Annotated in this window: 15 protein-coding genes, 2 pseudogenes and 1 riboswitch; of the genes and pseudogenes, 7 read left to right on the forward strand and 10 right to left on the reverse strand. The window is 72.0% G+C overall.

Translation table 11 applies throughout. The features are described 5' to 3' along the window. Positions 1-64: 64 nt before the first annotated feature. A complete protein-coding gene (locus ACZ7OO_RS05030; RefSeq protein ID WP_471501604.1) occupies positions 65-997 on the reverse strand; it encodes a LysR family transcriptional regulator in 933 nt (310 codons plus the stop codon). A gap of 220 nt (positions 998-1217) precedes the next feature. On the opposite strand from ACZ7OO_RS05030, the gene ACZ7OO_RS05035 reads away from it, so the two are divergent. Together ACZ7OO_RS05035 and ACZ7OO_RS05040 are read left to right on the forward strand one after the other, a co-directional pair. Continuing rightward, positions 1218-2207, forward strand: coding sequence for an aldo/keto reductase (locus tag ACZ7OO_RS05035; RefSeq protein WP_471501606.1), 990 nt, complete (start codon positions 1218-1220; stop codon positions 2205-2207). Between the two features lie 186 nt (positions 2208-2393). Then, the gene (locus ACZ7OO_RS05040; RefSeq protein WP_471501608.1) at positions 2394-3554 is read left to right on the forward strand and encodes a PP2C family protein-serine/threonine phosphatase; all 1161 of its coding nucleotides are present in this window, start codon (positions 2394-2396) and stop codon (positions 3552-3554) included. A gap of 50 nt (positions 3555-3604) precedes the next feature. Here ACZ7OO_RS05040 and ACZ7OO_RS05045 read toward each other — a convergent pair whose 3' ends face one another. Beyond that, on the reverse strand, positions 3605-5263 hold the full coding sequence (locus ACZ7OO_RS05045) for a carboxylesterase/lipase family protein (protein WP_471501610.1): 1659 nt from the start codon (positions 5261-5263) through the stop codon (positions 3605-3607). A 228-nt stretch (positions 5264-5491) separates the two neighbouring features. On the opposite strand from ACZ7OO_RS05045, the gene ACZ7OO_RS05050 reads away from it, so the two are divergent. Then, positions 5492-6277, forward strand: coding sequence for an NPP1 family protein (locus tag ACZ7OO_RS05050; RefSeq protein ID WP_471501612.1), 786 nt, complete (start codon positions 5492-5494; stop codon positions 6275-6277). 1 nt (position 6278) lies between these two features. On the opposite strand, the gene ACZ7OO_RS05055 is transcribed toward ACZ7OO_RS05050, so the two are convergent. The 4 genes from ACZ7OO_RS05055 to ACZ7OO_RS05070 form a co-directional block, all read right to left on the reverse strand. Beyond that, the gene (locus tag ACZ7OO_RS05055; protein ID WP_471501613.1) at positions 6279-6740 is read right to left on the reverse strand and encodes an SRPBCC family protein; all 462 of its coding nucleotides are present in this window, start codon (positions 6738-6740) and stop codon (positions 6279-6281) included. Between the two features lie 73 nt (positions 6741-6813). Next, complete coding sequence (locus ACZ7OO_RS05060) at positions 6814-7629, reverse strand: SAM-dependent methyltransferase (protein ID WP_471501615.1); 816 nt, start codon at positions 7627-7629, stop codon at positions 6814-6816. A 112-nt stretch (positions 7630-7741) separates the two neighbouring features. Continuing rightward, positions 7742-7978: a DUF397 domain-containing protein gene (locus tag ACZ7OO_RS05065; RefSeq protein ID WP_406431475.1), complete on the reverse strand. Its 237-nt coding sequence runs from the start codon at positions 7976-7978 to the stop codon at positions 7742-7744. Between the two features lies 1 nt (position 7979). Continuing rightward, positions 7980-8855, reverse strand: coding sequence for a helix-turn-helix domain-containing protein (locus ACZ7OO_RS05070; RefSeq protein WP_471501617.1), 876 nt, complete (start codon positions 8853-8855; stop codon positions 7980-7982). 328 nt (positions 8856-9183) lie between these two features. Between ACZ7OO_RS05070 and ACZ7OO_RS05075 the strand changes: the two genes are divergently transcribed. Next, positions 9184-9792: an ATP-binding protein gene (locus ACZ7OO_RS05075; RefSeq protein ID WP_471501619.1), complete on the forward strand. Its 609-nt coding sequence runs from the start codon at positions 9184-9186 to the stop codon at positions 9790-9792. Positions 9793-10035: 243 nt separating this feature from the next. Further along, the gene (locus ACZ7OO_RS05080) at positions 10036-10302 is read left to right on the forward strand and encodes a hypothetical protein (protein ID WP_471501621.1); all 267 of its coding nucleotides are present in this window, start codon (positions 10036-10038) and stop codon (positions 10300-10302) included. A gap of 110 nt (positions 10303-10412) precedes the next feature. On the opposite strand, the gene ACZ7OO_RS05085 is transcribed toward ACZ7OO_RS05080, so the two are convergent. From ACZ7OO_RS05085 to ACZ7OO_RS05095, 3 genes are all read right to left on the reverse strand, one after another. Then, the gene (locus ACZ7OO_RS05085; RefSeq protein WP_471501623.1) at positions 10413-10664 is read right to left on the reverse strand and encodes a hypothetical protein; all 252 of its coding nucleotides are present in this window, start codon (positions 10662-10664) and stop codon (positions 10413-10415) included. Positions 10665-10685: 21 nt separating this feature from the next. Beyond that, on the reverse strand, positions 10686-12833 hold the full coding sequence (locus ACZ7OO_RS05090) for a hypothetical protein (RefSeq protein ID WP_471501625.1): 2148 nt from the start codon (positions 12831-12833) through the stop codon (positions 10686-10688). A 95-nt stretch (positions 12834-12928) separates the two neighbouring features. Then, positions 12929-13387: a flavodoxin family protein gene (locus tag ACZ7OO_RS05095; RefSeq protein WP_471502330.1), complete on the reverse strand. Its 459-nt coding sequence runs from the start codon at positions 13385-13387 to the stop codon at positions 12929-12931. Positions 13388-13683: 296 nt separating this feature from the next. Between ACZ7OO_RS05095 and ACZ7OO_RS05100 the strand changes: the two are divergent. Continuing rightward, positions 13684-13842 (forward strand): annotated as a pseudogene (locus ACZ7OO_RS05100) (lipoprotein); the annotation flags it as partial. A gap of 110 nt (positions 13843-13952) precedes the next feature. On the opposite strand, the gene ACZ7OO_RS05105 reads toward ACZ7OO_RS05100, so the two are convergent. Next, the gene (locus ACZ7OO_RS05105) at positions 13953-15932 is read right to left on the reverse strand and encodes a DUF1996 domain-containing protein (protein WP_471502332.1); all 1980 of its coding nucleotides are present in this window, start codon (positions 15930-15932) and stop codon (positions 13953-13955) included. Positions 15933-16263: 331 nt separating this feature from the next. Next, a riboswitch (cyclic di-AMP (ydaO/yuaA leader) is annotated at positions 16264-16437 on the forward strand. Positions 16438-16445: 8 nt separating this feature from the next. Between ACZ7OO_RS05105 and ACZ7OO_RS05110 the strand changes: the two are divergent. Beyond that, a pseudogene (locus tag ACZ7OO_RS05110) lies at positions 16446-17527 on the forward strand (hypothetical protein); the annotation flags it as partial.

Consider the following 17527-nt stretch of genomic DNA (forward strand, 5'->3'; position numbering starts at 1 on the left):
CGATCCTCGGGGGCAACTGCGCAGGTCAAAGCGAACTTTGTTATGTGGTCATAGCCCGCGCCTATCAGTCGCGGCCGTCCAGGTGGGCGGTCAGCAGGCTATCGAGCGCGTCCCGCAGCCGCGCCTGACGGGCGACCTTCACCAGGGCCTCGGCGAGCATGGACTGGGGTTCGCTGCGGGCGACCACGAGGCCCACCCGCGGACCGTGGGCCGGGCCCGCCAGGGGGACCACGCGCATGCCCGCCGGCACACCGAACATGTGCAGCCAGGCGTGGGAGATCACACTGGACCAACGGCCGCCGGGGAGGTGGGCGTAGAGCCCTGCCACACTGTCGGACTCGATCGCCGGGACCGGTGCGGCGCCCTCGGCGGCGAAGCACTCGTCGATGATCCGTCGGTTGCGCATCCGCGGTCCGAGCAGGCACAGCGGGAGGGCGGCGGCCTGGGACCAGGTGGCGGTGACCATGTCGCCAAAGGGGCCGCCGACCGGGGTGAGCAGGACGTAGCGCTCCTCGTAGAGCGGGAAACGGCGGACCTGTCGCAGCTCGTCGTCGTCCAGGTAGGTCATGGCCGCGTCCAGCTCGAAGTCCGTGAGGCCACGCCGGATGTCGGCGGACGACAGGGACTCCATCGCCACCCGGGCGTGCGGATGCCGGTCGCAGAAGGGGCCGGTGAGCAGCGAGGCGACGGGGACCACGGTGGGGATGATCCCGAGACGCAGGGTGCCCGTCAGGCCGTCCCGCAGCGCCGACAGCTCCTGGCGCAGCGCGTCCCGCTCGGCGAGGATGCGGTGCGCCCACGCCAGCACCAGCTCGCCCTCGGGGGTCAGGCCCTCGTAGCGGCGGCCCCGGCGCACGATCGGCACACCGAGTTCGTGCTCCAGCCGCCGGATCGCGGCGGACAGCGAGGGCTGGGAGACATGGCAGGCGGCCGCCGCCCGGGCGAAGTGGCGCTCCCGGGCGAGCGCGACGAGGTATTCGAGCTGGCGCAGCAACATGCGGGCTCCCCGGAAGGCTGGGCGGCGATCACGGTCCTGGGGTCTACATGTACCGGATCGGCGGCGCCGCCCGTTTGACTTCGAGTGCTCTTGAAGTCGTAGCGTCCACTGCGCCGGGCGTCGCCCCGGGATGCCGACGGCCGGAAACCGCCGCTCCATGGAGTGGGGGCCCGAGCCGACCGGAACCAGGAACGAATGAGCAGGAAGGGCTGGGAGTCACATGCGACAGCGCCATCTGGGAGATCTACGGGTTTCCGCCATCGGCCTCGGCTGCATGGGAATGTCCGCCTTCTACGGCACCACGGACCAGGAAGAGGGCGCGCGGACCATCCGCCGCGCGCTGGACCTCGGGATCACCTTCCTCGACACCGCGCAGCTCTACGGGCCGCTGACCAACGAGACGCTGGTCGGCGAGGCGATCCGGGGGCACCGGGACGAGTACGTGATCGCCACGAAGTTCAACCTCCGGATGGACAACGCCGTCCCCGGTGACATGAGCACCGTCGGCCGCCAGGACGGCTCGGCCGAACATGTCCGCAGTTCGGTGCACGGCTCGCTCCAGCGTCTCGGCACCGACCACATAGACCTCTACTACCAGCACCGCGTCGACCCGAACGTGCCGATCGAGGAGACCGTCGGCGCCATGGCCGAGCTGGTCGCCGAGGGCAAGGTGCGGCACATCGGGCTGAGCGAGGCGAGCCCCGAGACGATCCGGCGGGCCCACGCGGTCCACCCGATCGCGGCCGTGCAGACCGAGTACTCGCTGTGGACGCGTGACCCGGAGGACGAGGTGATCCCGACCTGCCGTGAGCTGGGCATCGGGTTCGTGCCGTACTCCCCGCTGGGCCGTGGCTTCCTGGCCGGCCGGTTCTCCTCCCCCGACGACCTCGACGCGAACGACTGGCGCCGCACCGGTCCCCGCTTCACCGGCGACAACCTGGAGGCGAACCTGCGGCTCGCCGACAAGGTGAAGGAGATCGCCGCTGAGAAGGACGTGACCCCGGCCCAGCTGGCCCTCGCCTGGGTGCTGGCCCAGGGCGACGACATCGTCCCGATCCCGGGCACGAAGCGCCGTACCTACCTGGAGCAGAACGCCGGCGCCGTCGACGTCGAACTGACCAAGGAGGACCTGGCCCGCATCGACGCCGAGATACCGAAGGCGGCGGGCGAGCGCTACGACGAGTCCGGGATGCGGAGCGTGAACCTCTAGGGTCCTGTCGTCACATTCCCGTCGTGGCCCGGAGGCGGCCTCGCGGCGTCAGGTGCGTGCTCTGGGGGTCCCCCGGCCGGAGGCTGGGGGAGCGTGCATGGCGTCGCGGGGCGGACGGGAACGTGACGACAGGGCCGAGGACCGCTCGGGGTGGCCGCTCGATCCGGCGTGGCGCACGCTGGGGGCATGGGGAGCCGGCAGAGCAGTGCGGCGGGGCTTCGGCAGTCATGGCAGTCGTCCCACGCGCTGCTGGTGCTCCCGGTGCTGCTCATCCTGGTGATCATGGTGGTGGACCTGCGCTCGCCCGAGGACATCCATCTGGGCCCCACCCTGGTCATCGCCCCCGCGCTCACCCCGTCCTTCGCCGGTCCTCGCACGACCGCGCTGGTCGGGGCGCTCGCGGTGGCCGCCCAGGTGGTGATCGCCGTGTTCCACGGCGGGCTGACCACCGCCAACCACATCGTGCAGATCATCACCCTCGTCCTGCTCTCGGTGATCGTGGTGATCTACAGCGCGGTCCGCGAGCGGCGCCGCGTCCAGCTGGCCCAGGTCCGCACGGTCGCCGAGGCCGCGCAGCACGTGCTGATGTGGCCGCTGCCCGAGCACATCGGCCCGCTGCGGATCGCCTCGCTGTATCTGGCCGCCGAGGACGAGGCGCAGATCGGCGGCGATCTGTACGCGGCCACCCGTCGCGACGGCGGGGTCCGGGTCCTGATCGGTGACGTCCGGGGCAAGGGGCTGTCGGCGATCGGGGAGGCGGCGCTGCTGCTCGGCGCCTTCCGGGAGTCCGCCCACCGGGATGTCACCCTGCCGGAGCTGGCGGCCGCCCTGGAGCAGAGCGTGCAGCGCTACGCGGCGGACCTGGAGCCCGTGGAGGAGGCGGGCGAGCGGTTCGTGACCGCGCTGCTGGTCGAGATCCCCGACGAGGACCCGGTCACCAGGATGACCAGTTGCGGCCATCCGCCGCCCCTGCTGCTGAGCCCGGGGCACGCGGTCACCGTCCCGAGCCTGCATCCGTCGCCGCCGCTGGGGGTGCACGGCACGGGCGGCACCGAGCACACCCTGGACGTGTTCTCCTTCGAGCCGGGCGACACCCTGCTGCTCTACACCGACGGTGTCGTCGAGGCGCGGGACGCGCAGGGCCGTTTCTACCCGCTGGTGGAGCGGGTCGCGCAGTGGACGGACGCCGCTCCCGAGGCACTGATGCACCACGTGCGGCGCGATCTGCTGGCGCATGTGGGCGGACGCCTGGGCGACGACGCGGCCCTGATCGCCCTGCACCTCACTCCGACGACCGAGCACCGCCGCCACCACGGCATCCTCGGCCACGGCGCCGCCCGGCCGTGAGCGGCCCCGGCACCCCGGCCCTCGGAACCCCGGCCTCAGAACCCCGGTCCTCAGAACTCCTTGCTCTGTGACTCCAGGTTTGACTTCAGGAAGGTGAACTTGGCGTCGCTGTCCGCCGCCGCGACCGTGCCGAAGTCGGCGCCGAGTTCCATCGTCCGCGGGGTGTCGGTGGCGAGGGCGGGCCAGTCGGTCAGGGAGCTGCCGTTCGGGTCGCCGGTGGCGGCGAAGCGGGCGACGTAGGAGGCGGTGGTGTCGGCGATGTCGTAGTCCTGGGAGGTCCAGGGGCGGTCGGTGCCGTAGAGGTAGCCGAGCAGGTAGTAGACGTCGGAGCCCTGGAAGGCTCCGGTCACCTCGGGGCCGATGACCGGGTTGGTGGCGTCGTGGCCGGGCGGGACACGGGTCCAGAAGTAGGTGTGGACGGGGCCGGAGTTGCCCGCGGTGTCCTTGAACTGGGTCGCCCACAGGAAGGCGGAGACGCGTTCCTCGTCACGGGCGTAGGCGCTGTACTGCTGGGCCGCCGCCGCCGCGTCGCCGTCCGCCGGGTACAGCTCCAGGAAGGTGTCGGCCAGCCCCAGCGTGCCGAACTCGGAGCGGGCGTACGCCTGGAACGCGTCGAGGGACGTCTTCAGGCCGGGCGAGGCGCCGTTCGCGTCCCTGCAGACGCCGGTGAGGACGGGCACGTCGGTCTCGGCTCGGGCCTCGAGCACAGCCGTGTAGGTGTCCGGCAGGACGTGTCCGTCGAGCACATGGCCGAAGTCGGCGGAGGCGTCGGCGGCGGCCCGGGCGACGAGGTCGCCGGCGTCCAGCGCGCGCAGTTCGGCGAGGCTGTCGGCCCCCAGCAGGGCTGCGAAGTCGGTGCCGTTGGCCTCGGCGTCGGCGAGCGTCCGGTAGCGGCCGGCCCCCCTGGCCAGCGCCGGGTCCTTGGTGTACCGGACGCCGGAGGAGAGCAGGGCGCGGTGGTAGCGCCCCTCGGCGAGCCGGGACGCGAGCAGGATGTTGACGAAGGACGCGCCCTGCGCCCAGCCGGCCAGGGTCACCCGGTCCGGGTCGCCGCCGAACGCGGCGATGTTCCGCCGGACCCACTCCAGCGCGGCCACGGCGTCCAGGATCCCCCAGTTGCCCGAGCCGCCGTACGCGGACTCGGCGGTCAGCTCGGGGTGGGCAAGACCGCCGAGCGGGCCGACACGGTAGTCGATCGTCACGACGACCACGCCCTTGGCCGCGAGCAGGGAGCCGTCGTACATCTCCTGGCCGGACCACAGGGCCCGCTCGCCGCCGTAGAGCCAGACGAGGACGGGGCGGCCGTCCCCCGAACCGGTCGCCGCCGTCCAGATGTTGAGGTTCAGGCAGTCTTCGCCGAGTTCGGGCACCTGGTCGTCCGGGATGCCCGTGACCGGCTGCGGGCAGGCCGGCCCCCAGGAGTCGGCGGTGCGTACCCCGTCCCAGGACGGGGCCGGCTGCGGCGGGCGCCAGCGGTTGGCTCCAGCGGTGGAGGCGGCGTACGGGATGCCCTTGTAGACGGTGACGCCCCGCAGGCCGCCCTGGACTCCGGTGACCCGGCCGGACTCCGTGGTGACCGGGCCGTCGTCGGCCGTGTTCCGTGCCGCCTCGGCCGTCGTGGGCAGCGTGCCGAGCAGCCCGGCCGCGGCGGCGGCGCCGAGGAAGCCGCGCCGGTTCAGCGCGGGCGAAGGCATGTCTCTGTCGTTCACCGGGCTCCCTTTCGGGTCGTGGGGGGCGAGCCGACGAGAAGCCTGGCGTCGGGCCGACCCGCACGGCAAGCGCGCCCGGACGACTCACAGCGGGTCAACAGTGTTTGACAGCAAGGGAGTTGAGTCTGCTGTTCAATTATCTTTGGGTCAAAGTTAAGTCGTGAGGGTGGTCTCGACCATTGCTCGAATGCCAGACTCCGCATCGCCTTTCAGAGACAGGGAGTCGACATGCCCGACCTGCAGTCCCCCACCCGCAGACGGACGCTACGCAAGGCCATCGCCGCCGCTCTCGGCGCGCTCGCGCTGGTCGTCGCCGTGCCCGCCACCGCGCACGCCGATGTCCTGACGCTGCTGCCGCAGAACGCCGACGGACTGGAACAGACCTTCTCCCCGGCCTACGACTACGACGGCGACGGCTGCTACACCACCGCCGCGATCGGCGCCGACGGCACCCTCAACCCCGGTCTGGCGCTCGGTGGTGACGTCAACGGCCACTGCCACGACTACGCGCAGCTGGCCAACGCCAACACCTACTCCCGCGAGAAGTGCAACAACGGCTGGTGCGCGGTGATGTACGCCAGCTACTTCGAGAAGGACCAGGCGACCTACGGGCCCGCGGCCATCGGGCACCGGCACGACTGGGAACACGTCATCGTGTGGATCCAGAACAACCAGGTGCAGTACGTCTCGGTGTCGCAGCACAGCAGCTACCAAGTGGCGGCAGCCTCGGCGATCCGGTTCGACGGCACCCACCCGAAGATCGTGTACCACAAGGACGGCCTGTCCACCCACGACTTCCGCTTCGCCAACTCCAACGACGACCCGCCGGAGAACGTGACCGGCGGCTGGTTCTTCCCGCGTCTGGTGGGCTGGAACGGCTATCCGGCGGGCTACCGCGACAAGCTGATGAACGCCGACTTCGGCGACGCCACGATCAAGATCAAGGACGGCTCCTTCGAGTCGAACCTGTCCTACTCGATGCCGTCCGGGATCGCCTTCGACCCGTACGCCTGAGTCACTCCCGGCCCTCGACGAGCCGGGCCAGGTTGTCGAGGGCCATCCGGGTGCCCAGTTCGTTGTCCTCGGGGCGGACGCCTTCGGGGATGCCCTCGTGCAGGACCTCGACGTCCGTGCCGCCACCGGCCTCGGTGAGGGCTGTCGTCATCGTCATGGTGCCGTGCACGGCGTCGTCGTCGGTCTCGAAGTCGATGACCTCGACGACGAGGCGGTCCGGGACCAGCCGGGCGAAGTGCCCCCGGTAGGTGTCGGTGTGGCCGCCGGACTTCCCGGCGCGGCCGGGGTCGTCGTAGTCGAGGGACACCCGGAACTCGCCGCCCTCCCGGGCGTCGAAGGCGTGGACCCGGGCGGTCATGCCGTCCGGTGCCCGCCAGGCGGCGACCGCCTCCGGGTCGAGCAGCGCCCGGTAGACGGCGGCCGGGGGCGCCTGCATCCGCCGGGTGACGCGCGTGCTGTTCATGCCCTCACGGTACCCGTCGGACGACCGTGCCGGGGCCTGGAAGGTGAGCCGGGCCCCGGCACGGAACCCGGGGTCACGGCTTGCGGGCGACCGCCCCGTACATCGCGATGTCCTCGTCGCGGATGCCTTCCTCGCCGGTGCCGTCCGGGTGCCACTTGTGCACCTGGACGATGCCGGGCTCGACCAGCTCGAGGCCCTCGAAGAACTCGTGGGCCTCGTCGATGGTCCGCAGCCGCATCGGCATGTTGCGGGCCGCGTACTCGCGGGCGACCCGGCCCACCTCCTCGGGCGCGAACTCGGCGGTGCCGATGGACATCGCCAGATAGCTGCCGGAGGGCAGCGGTTCCAGCAGCCGTCGTACGACACCGACCGCGTCGTCCGCGTCGAGCATGAAGTGCACGATGGCGATCACCGTGAGCGCCACCGGCCGGCCGAGGTCGAGGGTGTCACGCAGCTCGGGGGCGTCCAGGATGGCCGCCGGGTCGCGGAAGTCCGCCTCGATGTAGGCCGTCCTGCCCTCGGGCGTGCTGGAGAGCAGGCCCTGGGACAGGGTGAGGACGATGGGGTCGTTGTCCACGTAGACGACCCGGGAGTCGGGGGAGACCGCCTGGGCTATCTCGTGGAGGTTCGGGGAGGTGGGGATGCCGGTCCCCACGTCCAGGAACTGGCGCATCCCCGCCTCCTCGGCGAGCCAGCGCACGGCGCGGTTCATCCAGTCGCGGTTGGCGCGCATGTGGATCGGGAGTGCGGGCCACTCCCGGGACATGGCGTCGCCCGCCTCCTGGTCGGCGGGGTAGTAGTCCTTGCCGCCCAGGATGTAGTCGTAGATCCGGGCGGAGTGCGCGTTCTCGGTGTCGATGCGGTCGGCCGGCCATCCGTTGTCGGGCAACGCCGTGTCTCCCATTCGGGTGAGGTGAGGGGGTGCGGGGGGACTTCGGGGGGTACAGGTGTGGGCCGTTGTTGAACGATCAGCTATAGCAAGGAAGTTCCAGGAACACGGTTCACATCAGGAAGTCGGCGTCACCCGCCTTCACACCGGACAGGAAACTGGTCATCTCGCGGGGCGTGAAGACCAGCGCCGGGCCGTCGGGGTCGGTCGACTGGCGTACCGCGACCCGGCCGTCGGCGAGCTTCTTCACTTCCACGCAGGCTCCGCCGGCGTCGTCGCTCCACGGCTTGGACCAGCCGCGCGCGCCGAGCTGCCGGGACGGGATGCCGTTGTGTACGGGGTGGTGCACGTCAGAGCTCCTCGCGAATCGCACCGAGGATGACCTCGGTCTTCCTGGCGGGCGCCGCCTGGGCGCCCAACCGGTCCAGGGCCTCGCGATAGACCACGACATCCTCGCTCTTGTCCAGGTAGACGGCGCCCACCAGGCCGTTGAGATAGACGATGTCGGGCAGTTCGCGGGCCCGGAACCGGAAGAGGTGGTACGCACCCGCGCGCATGGCCGGGTGCGGGCCGTTGGCGAACGGCATGATCTGCAAGGTGACGTTGGGCAGCCCGTTGATCTCGATGAGATGGTCGATCTGGGCGCGCATGACCCCGGCGCCGCCGACCGGCCAGCGCAGCACCGTCTCGTCCATCACGACCCAGAGCCTGGGCGGCGCCTCGCGGGTGAGCAGTTCCTGCCGGCGCATACGCAGGGCCACCCGGCGCTCGGTGGCCTCGGCCGGGGCGTGCGGGTTGCCCGCGCCGAGCAGGGCGGCCGCGTACTCCCGGGTCTGCAACAGGCCGTGCACGAACTGGTTCTCGTAGGCGCGGATCTGCAACGCGGCCTGCTCCAGGCTCAGATACGCGGCGAACCAGTCCGGCATCACATCGCGGTAGGAGTGCCACCAGCCGCGCTTGTTGGCCTCGCGCACCGACTGCAGGAAGGTGTCGAGCTCCTGGCGGTCCGTCACGCCGTAGATCTGCAGGAGTTTCTCGGCGTCGGCCAGCCGGAGGCGGGCCACCTTGGCGGCCTCCATCCGGCGGATCGTGGAGTGGCTGACCCCGATCGCGGCGCCCGCCTGCTCGTAGGTCAGGCCCGCCCGGGTCCGCATCTCCTCCAGCTGCCGGCCGAGGATCATGCGCAGGACGGAAGGGGCACCGCCCCAGTCGGTCTCCGAGGTCACGCCCTACCCCCTCACAGCGGGTTTCAGGGACACCGTCTCACGCGCTCGTGATCGGTCACGGACTCATTCGATCACTTCTTGTCGGGAGCAGCATGCACTTCACTTCTTGCAATTTTCAACTTGCCGGTTGCGAGGCGATGTTGGCAGATGCCAGAGTGGACCTACTGCTCCGACCGACCAAGGAGCAGGCGAAGCGGTCCAGTTGGGGGAGACTGAGCTGCGATCCGGTGCCGTCCAGGCGCGGGTCGTCGTCTGCCCCCGGGCGGCCCGGGGCGGATGCGACCGCCCAGCCCCCCACGCTGCGAAGCCGGACGAAAGGCGTACGGCGATGGCCCCGCCCTCTCTCCCCCAGCCGCTCGACCGGCTGCCCGACGACCGGATACCCGGTCTGCCCCGACCGGCTCTCGCGGCCGGTGCCGAGGGACCGCACCGCCCGTCTGACGCGACGGGCATTCCCCGACCACCCGGAGGCGAACGCCTCGGTCGACTCCCTGGGCCGCAAGGCCTCGACCGGTTCGCCTCCGGGGACCGGCCCCTCCCGCACAGCCTGGCGTTCGACCTGGCGCCGACACCGCGGGCGGTGGGCAACGCCCGCCGCAGCGTGGGCGAGCTGCTGGCCTCGTGGGGCGTGTGCGAGGAGGCCTGCGACAACGCGGTCCTGGTGACCTCCGAACTGGTCACCAACTCGATCGTCCACTCGGCCGGCCGGCGGATCATATGCCGGGTGCACGCCGCCCCTGACCGGATCCGTATCGAGGTCGAGGACCAGAGCGGGAGCTTCACAGTCCCGGTGCCCCGGCAGGCCAGACCCGACGAGCAGAACGGGCGCGGGCTGTTCCTGGTCGACGCGCTCAGCCTCGACTGGGGCGTCATGGTCGCACCGGAGGGATCCTCCGCACGCGTCGTCTGGGCCGAGCTGTCGACGGCACCGGACTGACTTCCGCCACACACTCAGAAAGCCCGTCGTCTCATGAACCATCCCCCCACGCCTGAACTCGCGGCCGACCCGTCCTGGACCCGCACCCGTCCCAAGCCCGGTCCGGAACAACCCCACACCACCCCGGCCGGCTGACCCCGCTCCCTGTCCCGCCCCGCGGCCCGGGCCTCTTGCGAGGTCCGGGCCGCGGCGTGCCCAGGGCGGGGCGCCCGGCACGGGATGCGGTCGCCGGGGTGGCGCCGCATGATCGGGGAAAGGGCCCGCGACGGAAGGCGGCACCTCATCGCCCGTGACCCCGAGAACGGTCTGCTGCACGCCGCGGCCTGGGGCGGCCGTCGCGTCCTGGTGCTGTCAACGGACGGCGAACCCGTCGGCCCGGCCCCCGTGCCGAGCCGTCACGTCGACGTCCAGGACTGCGGCGGTCACCGCCCTCTCCCGCACCGGGCGCGCGGCCACCGTCAGGGCCCTGGACTGTGCCTGCCGGCCCTGGAGGCCGCGCTGCACGGCTGACGCCCGGCGCGCCGCCCGGGCGGCAAGGCCGTTACTGCCCGGAAGTGCGAAAGCCGTCGAAGGGACGACGGCCGCGGACCGGTCCGGGCCAGGGCCCGGGCGGGTGCCGGTCACTGTGTGGCATGTGTCAGCAATGCCGTTGCCGCGGAGCGCAGTTGGGCCGCCGCGGCCGCGCAGGCCGACGCCTGTCGTTCCAGGGTGGCTCCGCTCCATTCCGGTGCCTCGGCGCAGCCGCGCAGCGTGACGGCGGCACCGCGCAGCCGCTGTGCATAGCCGTCCATGCGGTCGGCATCGACTCTCAAGTCGTTGACGTACGCGAGGAGTTCGGGGGCGGCGGTGGCGGGACGGGATTGGGTCACCATGGGGCGCACCTGTTCTCGGGCTCAGCGCGGCAGCAGCGCGCCGGCGCTTCTGTGGGCGATGAACCGTGGGCTGGTCAGGACGAACCCGGGCCGGACGGTGTCGAGTTCGAGGATCTGGAGGTGGCGGGCCAGCGGTCCGTGCCCGCCGTCGAGCCGCAGCCGTACCCGCGGGCGGGTGTGGACACGCGGTCGGCCGGCGGCACGGACCAGGGTGCGTACGGCGCTGTCGCCCCGGCGCCCGTAGAGCACCCAGTCCGCCTCCGGACAGCGCACACCGGGGCCGGGGCTGCCCTCGACGCTCAGGCCCAGCTCCGGTGCCTCGACCCGCAGTTCGTGTCCCTGCAGGGCGACCTCGGCGGATCCGTGCACGGCCGGCTGCGCCCAGAGCTCCTCGGCCACCGCCCGCGCCTCCTGGGTGCCGACGGCGAGCGCGACGACGTACCGCCCGGTGCGGCGCAGGTCGACGCGGCGCAGCAGGTCCCTGGCCAGGTCGTAGGCGTGCGGCCGCCACAGGTCGTCGACCACGACGGACAGGCCGAGTTCGGAGTAGGGGCCGATGGTGGTGCAGCGGTGCTCGTAGAGGGAGAGCACGACGAGGGCGCGGCGGCCGAGGCGGGTGGGGGCCATCCAGGTGGCGTCCGGCAGCAGGCTTCGGGCGACGTCGGTGTCGACCGGGTAGCACAGGTGGGCGGCTGAGGAGTCGTAGTAGCGGACCGGCACGTCGACCGGGCCCGCCGAGGTGGGGACGCTGCTGGTGGGGACGGTCAGCAGGGGGTAACCCTCGGGCGGGCAGGCGCGGTCCTTGAGCCGGTAGACACGGGTGCGTTCGACCGGGCCGCGATAGGGGGTGAGTGCCTGGTCGACGTCCTGGGTGACCTGTGGGATCACCGTCTCCAGGTGGTCGATGTAGACGCGGAGCAGGTGGCAGCCCGGGAACTCGTGGTCGGGGCCGGTGTAGTCGGCCCGGTACCGGTTGGGGTGCGGGTCGAACGCGGAGCCCGCGCCACGGCTGTCGAGGACCGGGACGATGTCGTGCCGGTTGGTGATGCCGGCGACCCAGGTGCGCGGGTCGGCGGGTTTCCTGTCGCCGATCGGGGAGCCGACGGCGACCACGTGGGTGACCCGGTAGGCGCGGCAGAACTCGTCGTCCTGCGCGAGGTTCAGCAGCGCGGTGCCGCCCTCGCCGTGCCCGACGAGCGCGAGGTCGGCGCCGCGCGGGACGCCGTGCTCCCGGACCGCCAGCAGGATCGAGCGGGTGTAGGGCGAGTCGGTCATGAACAGGTTGCGCCAGGCGCCGGCGAAGTCCTGCGGGGAGTCGCCGCGGGGGCGGCCGGGGGCCGTGCCGGGCGCCTCGACGACGTACCGGAGCACACCGTCGGGACCTCGCACCTCCTGGACCAGGACGCGGCCGTCGGTGGCGAGGACGTCCATGGTGCGCAGGAAGGCGAGCAGGGAGCCCTCGGTGGCGATGCCCTGGGCCTGCCAGGCGGACGGTTCGACGGCCTGGACGGCGCCTTCATCCCGATCCATGACGGAGGGACGGGCGGCGCTGATGCCTCGCACCGGGCCGGCGGTCAGCTCACGGCCGGCGAGGAGCGCCCAGGCGGTCTCGTCGTTGATCGGGTCCTCGTCCAGCAGGCCGCGAGTGGCGAGGAGTTCGGCCAGGATGGGGGCCAGTCCGGAAAGGGCCCGTTGGGCACCCTGGTCCTTGAACAGGGTCCGCAGCGCACGAACGGCCTCCCGGTCGTGGTCGGCGGTGACCGCGGCCGTCAGCCTGCGCATGCCCGGGTCGTGCCCGAACTCGGGGTGGTCGAGCAGGACGGCGGCGACCCTCAGTCGCAGCGAGGTGACCGCCACCAGCGCGGCCAGGCTCTCCCGGCCCAGCGCCTCCCCCGCCGCGCCGAGCAGACGGCCCATGCCGTCCGGTGCCACGATCGCCGAACCGCCGAGCCCCTGCGGGTTGGTGAGCGCTCGCAGCAGCGCCCAACGGGCGGCGTAGCCGGTGCGCGGGCGACGGCGCGCGGAGCTGGTCAGCGCCGGGGCGAACAGGACGGAGCTGCTCCGTGCGCAGACCTCGCGGATGCCCTCGGCGACGTCCACGACCTCACGGGCGCACTCCCGCAGCAGTTCGTTCGCGGGCGGCCCGGAGGCATGCCGATGCGCTGCCATCCGACGCTCCCTAGGATCGACGACATGGCCTCGTCCCATCGTGTGCCCTGGACCCGCCGCCCGCACCTTCGTCCAACGAGGTGACGGAGAGGACGTCAGGCGTCGTCGGCGAGCCCGGCGGCGACGGTCGCCCCGAGTTCCCAGCATGCCTCGATGTCGGCCTTTCCCGGCTCGCCGGTCACCGTGACCGGCCGGGCCGCCGCTCGCCAGCCGAGGCCGGTGGTGATGGCGTCGAGGGCACGCAGGGCGCCGGTGACGTCGTTGCCGCCGTGCACATAGGCGCCGAAAGGACGGCCCTGCGTCTCGTCCAGGCATGGGTAGTAGATCTGGTCGAAGAAATGTTTGAGGGCGCCGGAGACATAACCGAGATTGGCCGGGGTGCCCAGGAGGTAGCCGTCGGCCGCGAGAACGTCGGAGGCCGTGGCGGACAGGGCCGCCCGTCGCACGACCCGCACCCCCTCGATCTCCGGGGTCGTCGCCCCGGAGACCACGGCCTCGAACATGGCCTGGCAGTGCGGTGAGGGCGTGTGGTGGACGATCAGCAAGGTAGACACACCGGCACCCTGCCGCGCGGAGCCCGCCGACGGCAAACGGGCAGGGGGTGCCGTCTGGCCCAGGCCGGCCGTGAGCCCGCGGTACGTCTCGGCCGGGTCGAGCGGGGTCCTGTGCGTGCAGTTCCAGGGCGGAGGCGGCGTGGACATCAGCCTCCACCACGCTCGAACTAGCTCGCACGGGGGCACCCTCCATCGCGGCGGGCGACGCGGTGGGGGCACCTCCGGCCGAAGGCTGGGGGACGTCGGCAAGTGACGACAACGCCGCAGGTGGGCGTGGCAGGCACCGTGTCTGCGGCATGATCCGCCGGACAGGCCACCAGCCCGCCGGGGCCATCGGCTTTCTGCGGGTGTCGACCCGAAAGCCGGGCGGCGGTGACGCCCGTGCGGTGCTCCGGGCGTTCGTGGCCGCCGAGGACCAGACCAGCGGGGCGAAGTACCGTACCTTCACGTCCAGCGGGCGCGCAGCGCGGAGCACGACGAGATGCTCCCCGCGTTCAATCTCGCCCAGCGCACACTGCGAACCGTCCGACCCCGGCAGGGGTCAGACGGCGTCGCGTCGGCTGCGTCAGGACGAGGTCCAGCGGGTGCGCCACAGCAGCACGAACCCGGAGGCCAGCAGCAGTCCGCCGAAGAGGGCGGGCCAGAGGTGGGCGCCGGTCTCGGCGAGACCGCCCTGGACGGCCTGCGGCTCGGTCTGGGGTGCGGTCGACGGGGTCTCCTGACCCACCGGAGCGGCAGCGGCCGCGCTCGCCGTGCTGGTCGGGGTCGAGGTTTCGGGCCGCTCGGTCGGCCGGCTGATGTCACCGCCACCCGATGTGGTGCCCGACGACTTCTTGGGTGAACTGCTCGTGTAGACCCTCGGCAGACCGGTGTTGCCGGTGGGGGCGGTTCCCGTGGCGGGCTGGTCGGCCGGGGGCTCGGAGGGCTGGGCGCTCTCGGACTCGGCCGGCGGGTCGGCCGGGGGCGCCGTGTCGCTCGGCTCGGTGACCGGGCTCGCCGTGTCGGACGGCGGGTTCGTGTCGGACGGCGGGTTCGTGTCGGACGGCGGGTTCGTGTCGGACGGCGGGTTCTCCGGGCTCGCCGACTCGGACGGGCCGGGATCGGCGCTCTGCGACGGCGGCTGCTCGTCGGCCCCCGCCCCGCAGGTGCGGCCGGAGTTGATGCAGTCGACCATCTTCCGCATCAGGCTCTCGTCGAAGACGTTGATGAAGTCGCCGTGGTCGGTGACCGGCTTGTGCAGCTGCTCGGGGAACGAGTCCACCGCGAACAGCGGGACCGTACGGCCGCCGTCCTGGAGGCTCGGCGCGTCGACGTCGTAGACGATGCGCTGCACCAGCTGCGGGATCGCCCGGAAACCGGCCGGGCAGCTGCCGTCGGCCGCGGCGAACGCCACATGGGTGCGGTGGTTGGCGCTGTCGATGTTCCGGCCGTCCCAGCAGCTCTGGAACTTGAACGTGCGTACGACTTCACTGCCCGAGGGACAGAGCGGGTACTTGTCCTTGAGCTGCCGGTCCTCGAAACCGGTGCAGCTCCAGGAGGCGTTGGCGTTGGCCGGGCCGTTGACGAAGGCCTTGGCGTCGCCGGTGATGATGCGCAGCAGCCGCGGCATCTCGGTGACCTTGGAGCTCGGGTTGCCCTCGAAGGTGAGCGTGACCTCCTTCGCCGTCACGATCTGACCGGCGTTGCCCTCGGTGCCGCCGCCCGGCTTGCCGGCGTCCCGCTCCTGCCTGCCGTTCTGCAGCCGCAGTACGGGCCAGTAGTACGTGGACTTGTCGCCCTGGTCCGCGCAGCTCGTGTCGGCGTTCGCGAGGTCGTCGTCGCTGGCGAACGCGTTGTTGGACTGGTTGCCGACGTAGTCGTGGAAGTGGTGGGCGCCGTTGGAGACACCGGGCGCGACGATCACGTTGTCCGAATTGAACAGGCCGTTCGCGTTGACACCGCAGCTGGAGGCGAAGGTGCCGGTGGAGCCGCCGGGCTGCTCGGCCGGGGTCGTGACGTTGGGCTGGACGGTGGTGATGTCGGCATAGTCGGCGGCGACCGGACCGTTGCCACCCTGGCCGCCGGCACCGGCGCTGGCGCCGGCGCCCTGGCTCGGCGTGGCGCTGTCCTGCGGCGCCGTTGACTGCCCGCCGCTCTGGTCCGAGGAACGCAGGGTGCACGCGGCGAGGTCGTCGAGGCCCTGGGGGCGGTCGCCCTCGCGGTCGACGGCGTCGGCGATCCGCTGGAGGGATTCCGACCGCTTCCCCTTCAGCGGATCCAGGATCGTCCGGTCGGCGAGGCCGGGGTTCTGCTGGATCGCCGCGGCGGACTCCTTGAGCTGCTGGTAGGCGGCCGCGATCTGCTGGTCCAGCTGCGCGAGTTCACCGTCGACGTCGGCCCGGGCCCCGTCGGGCACGTCCGTCAGCCGGCTGCCGATGTCCGGGCAGTACACGGTGGGCGCGGACAGCACCTGGCCGGTGGCGATCTGCCCGGACTGCTGGTCCGAACCGCCTTCGGTGGCCGAGGCGTAGACGTTCACCGCGACCAGTACTCCGCCGCCGAGCATCAGGGCGACCGCTGCGAAGGTCGCGCGTTGTGCGCCGGTCGGGCGTCTGCGCCTGTTGGGTCTCAAGGTCGTTTCCCTGCGTGTCGTGGTCGGCCGGACATGGAAATCCCCCGTCACATACGCAGCGTGGCGCCACCGTGTTCAACGGTCCCGCGAATTCACGGTGACCTCACAGGAAGCGCCCCCTAGGGCGGCGGTCTGTCCCGAACGCTACGACGAACATCACAAATACGTATCGGACATTACGCACGTCAACCTTCACACGAGTGACACAAGTTGGCTAAGTTGACGGGCAAGCCGCTCGGCTCCCCCCGGCGAATCCCGTCGGGCCGCGCGGCCTCCGCCGAATCCGGTGCCCAGCGGGGCGATCCGGAGCCGGGGACCCAACCGAACCACGGGGTGAATCGGCCAACTGCCCTTAGGGGCAAGGGCCGTAGGGCATGCCTTCCGGATCGACCCGCCCGAACCCGACAGCTAACTCGGTAGGCGGAGCACGGAAGGAGCACGACCCCCATGGCGCCCGAGAGCCGTGACGAGGTTCGACAGCGGATCGACAGCCTCTACGACCAGGCCGAGAACGCCACCGGGAACTACAACGCCACACGTGCGATGAACGGGGGCTCGCGGTCCCGCGGTGTCCCGCTGTTCAAGCGGCCCCGGCGTGACGACCCGGGCCTCGACAACATCGCCCGGGAGTGGTTCGACAGCGCGCGCTCGCGACTGGGGCCGAGTGTCCCGGCGGCGCTGCCCTCCGACCGGCAGCCCGCGCGGCCCGGCCCGCGGCGGCCCGTCAGCGCCGTGGCCGCCGACCTGCTCGGCCAGTTGGACGGCTCCGACCCGTCCCGGCCCGAGCTGACCGCGGGACCGGCCGCGAACAGCGACGTCGAGGTCGTCCGCGAGCTGACCGAGCGCCCGAAGCTGGAACTGACGGCCGGGTCCCCCGCGGCGCTGCCGCCGGGACCGTCGAGTGCGCCCAGGGCGCTGCCGGCCGTCGCCACGCCGCAGCGCCAGGCGCCGGGCACGTCCAAGACCAAGAACCAGCTGAAGATCGCCAAGGCGCGTGAGCTGCTGTCCCAGCGCACCGGACAGCGCACGATCGCGGCGCTCGAACCGCCCGCGCCCGCCCCGCAGTCCGCCCCGGTCGCGCAGCCCGCGCCGGCCGCGCGGTCCCCCTGGCCCACGCCCGCGGCACGGGTCCCGACGCAGCAGTGGCCGGCCCCCGCCGGCATGTCCGGCCAGTACGGCGACACCGGCACCTTCCGGACCGACGCCCTGACCGGTACGGGCGCCTTCCCGGCGGTGACCGTGACGGAGACGGGTGCCATACCGGTGGTGCCCGCGACGGACACCGGCTCCTTCCGGGTCATGACCCCGGGCGCCGGCCAGCCCATGTCCCCGGCGGACACCGGCGGCTTCCGCATCATGACCCCGAGCGGTACGCAAACCTTCCCGGCCGTCTCCCCCACCAACGCGAGTGCCACGCCGGCCACGAGCCCGGACGACACCGGCGGCTTCCGCATCATGACCCCGAGCGGTACGCAAACCTTCCCGGCCGTCTCCCCCACCAACGCGAGTGCCACGCCGGCCACGAGCCC

This window comes from Streptomyces sp. NPDC111744 (genome assembly GCF_055634995.1).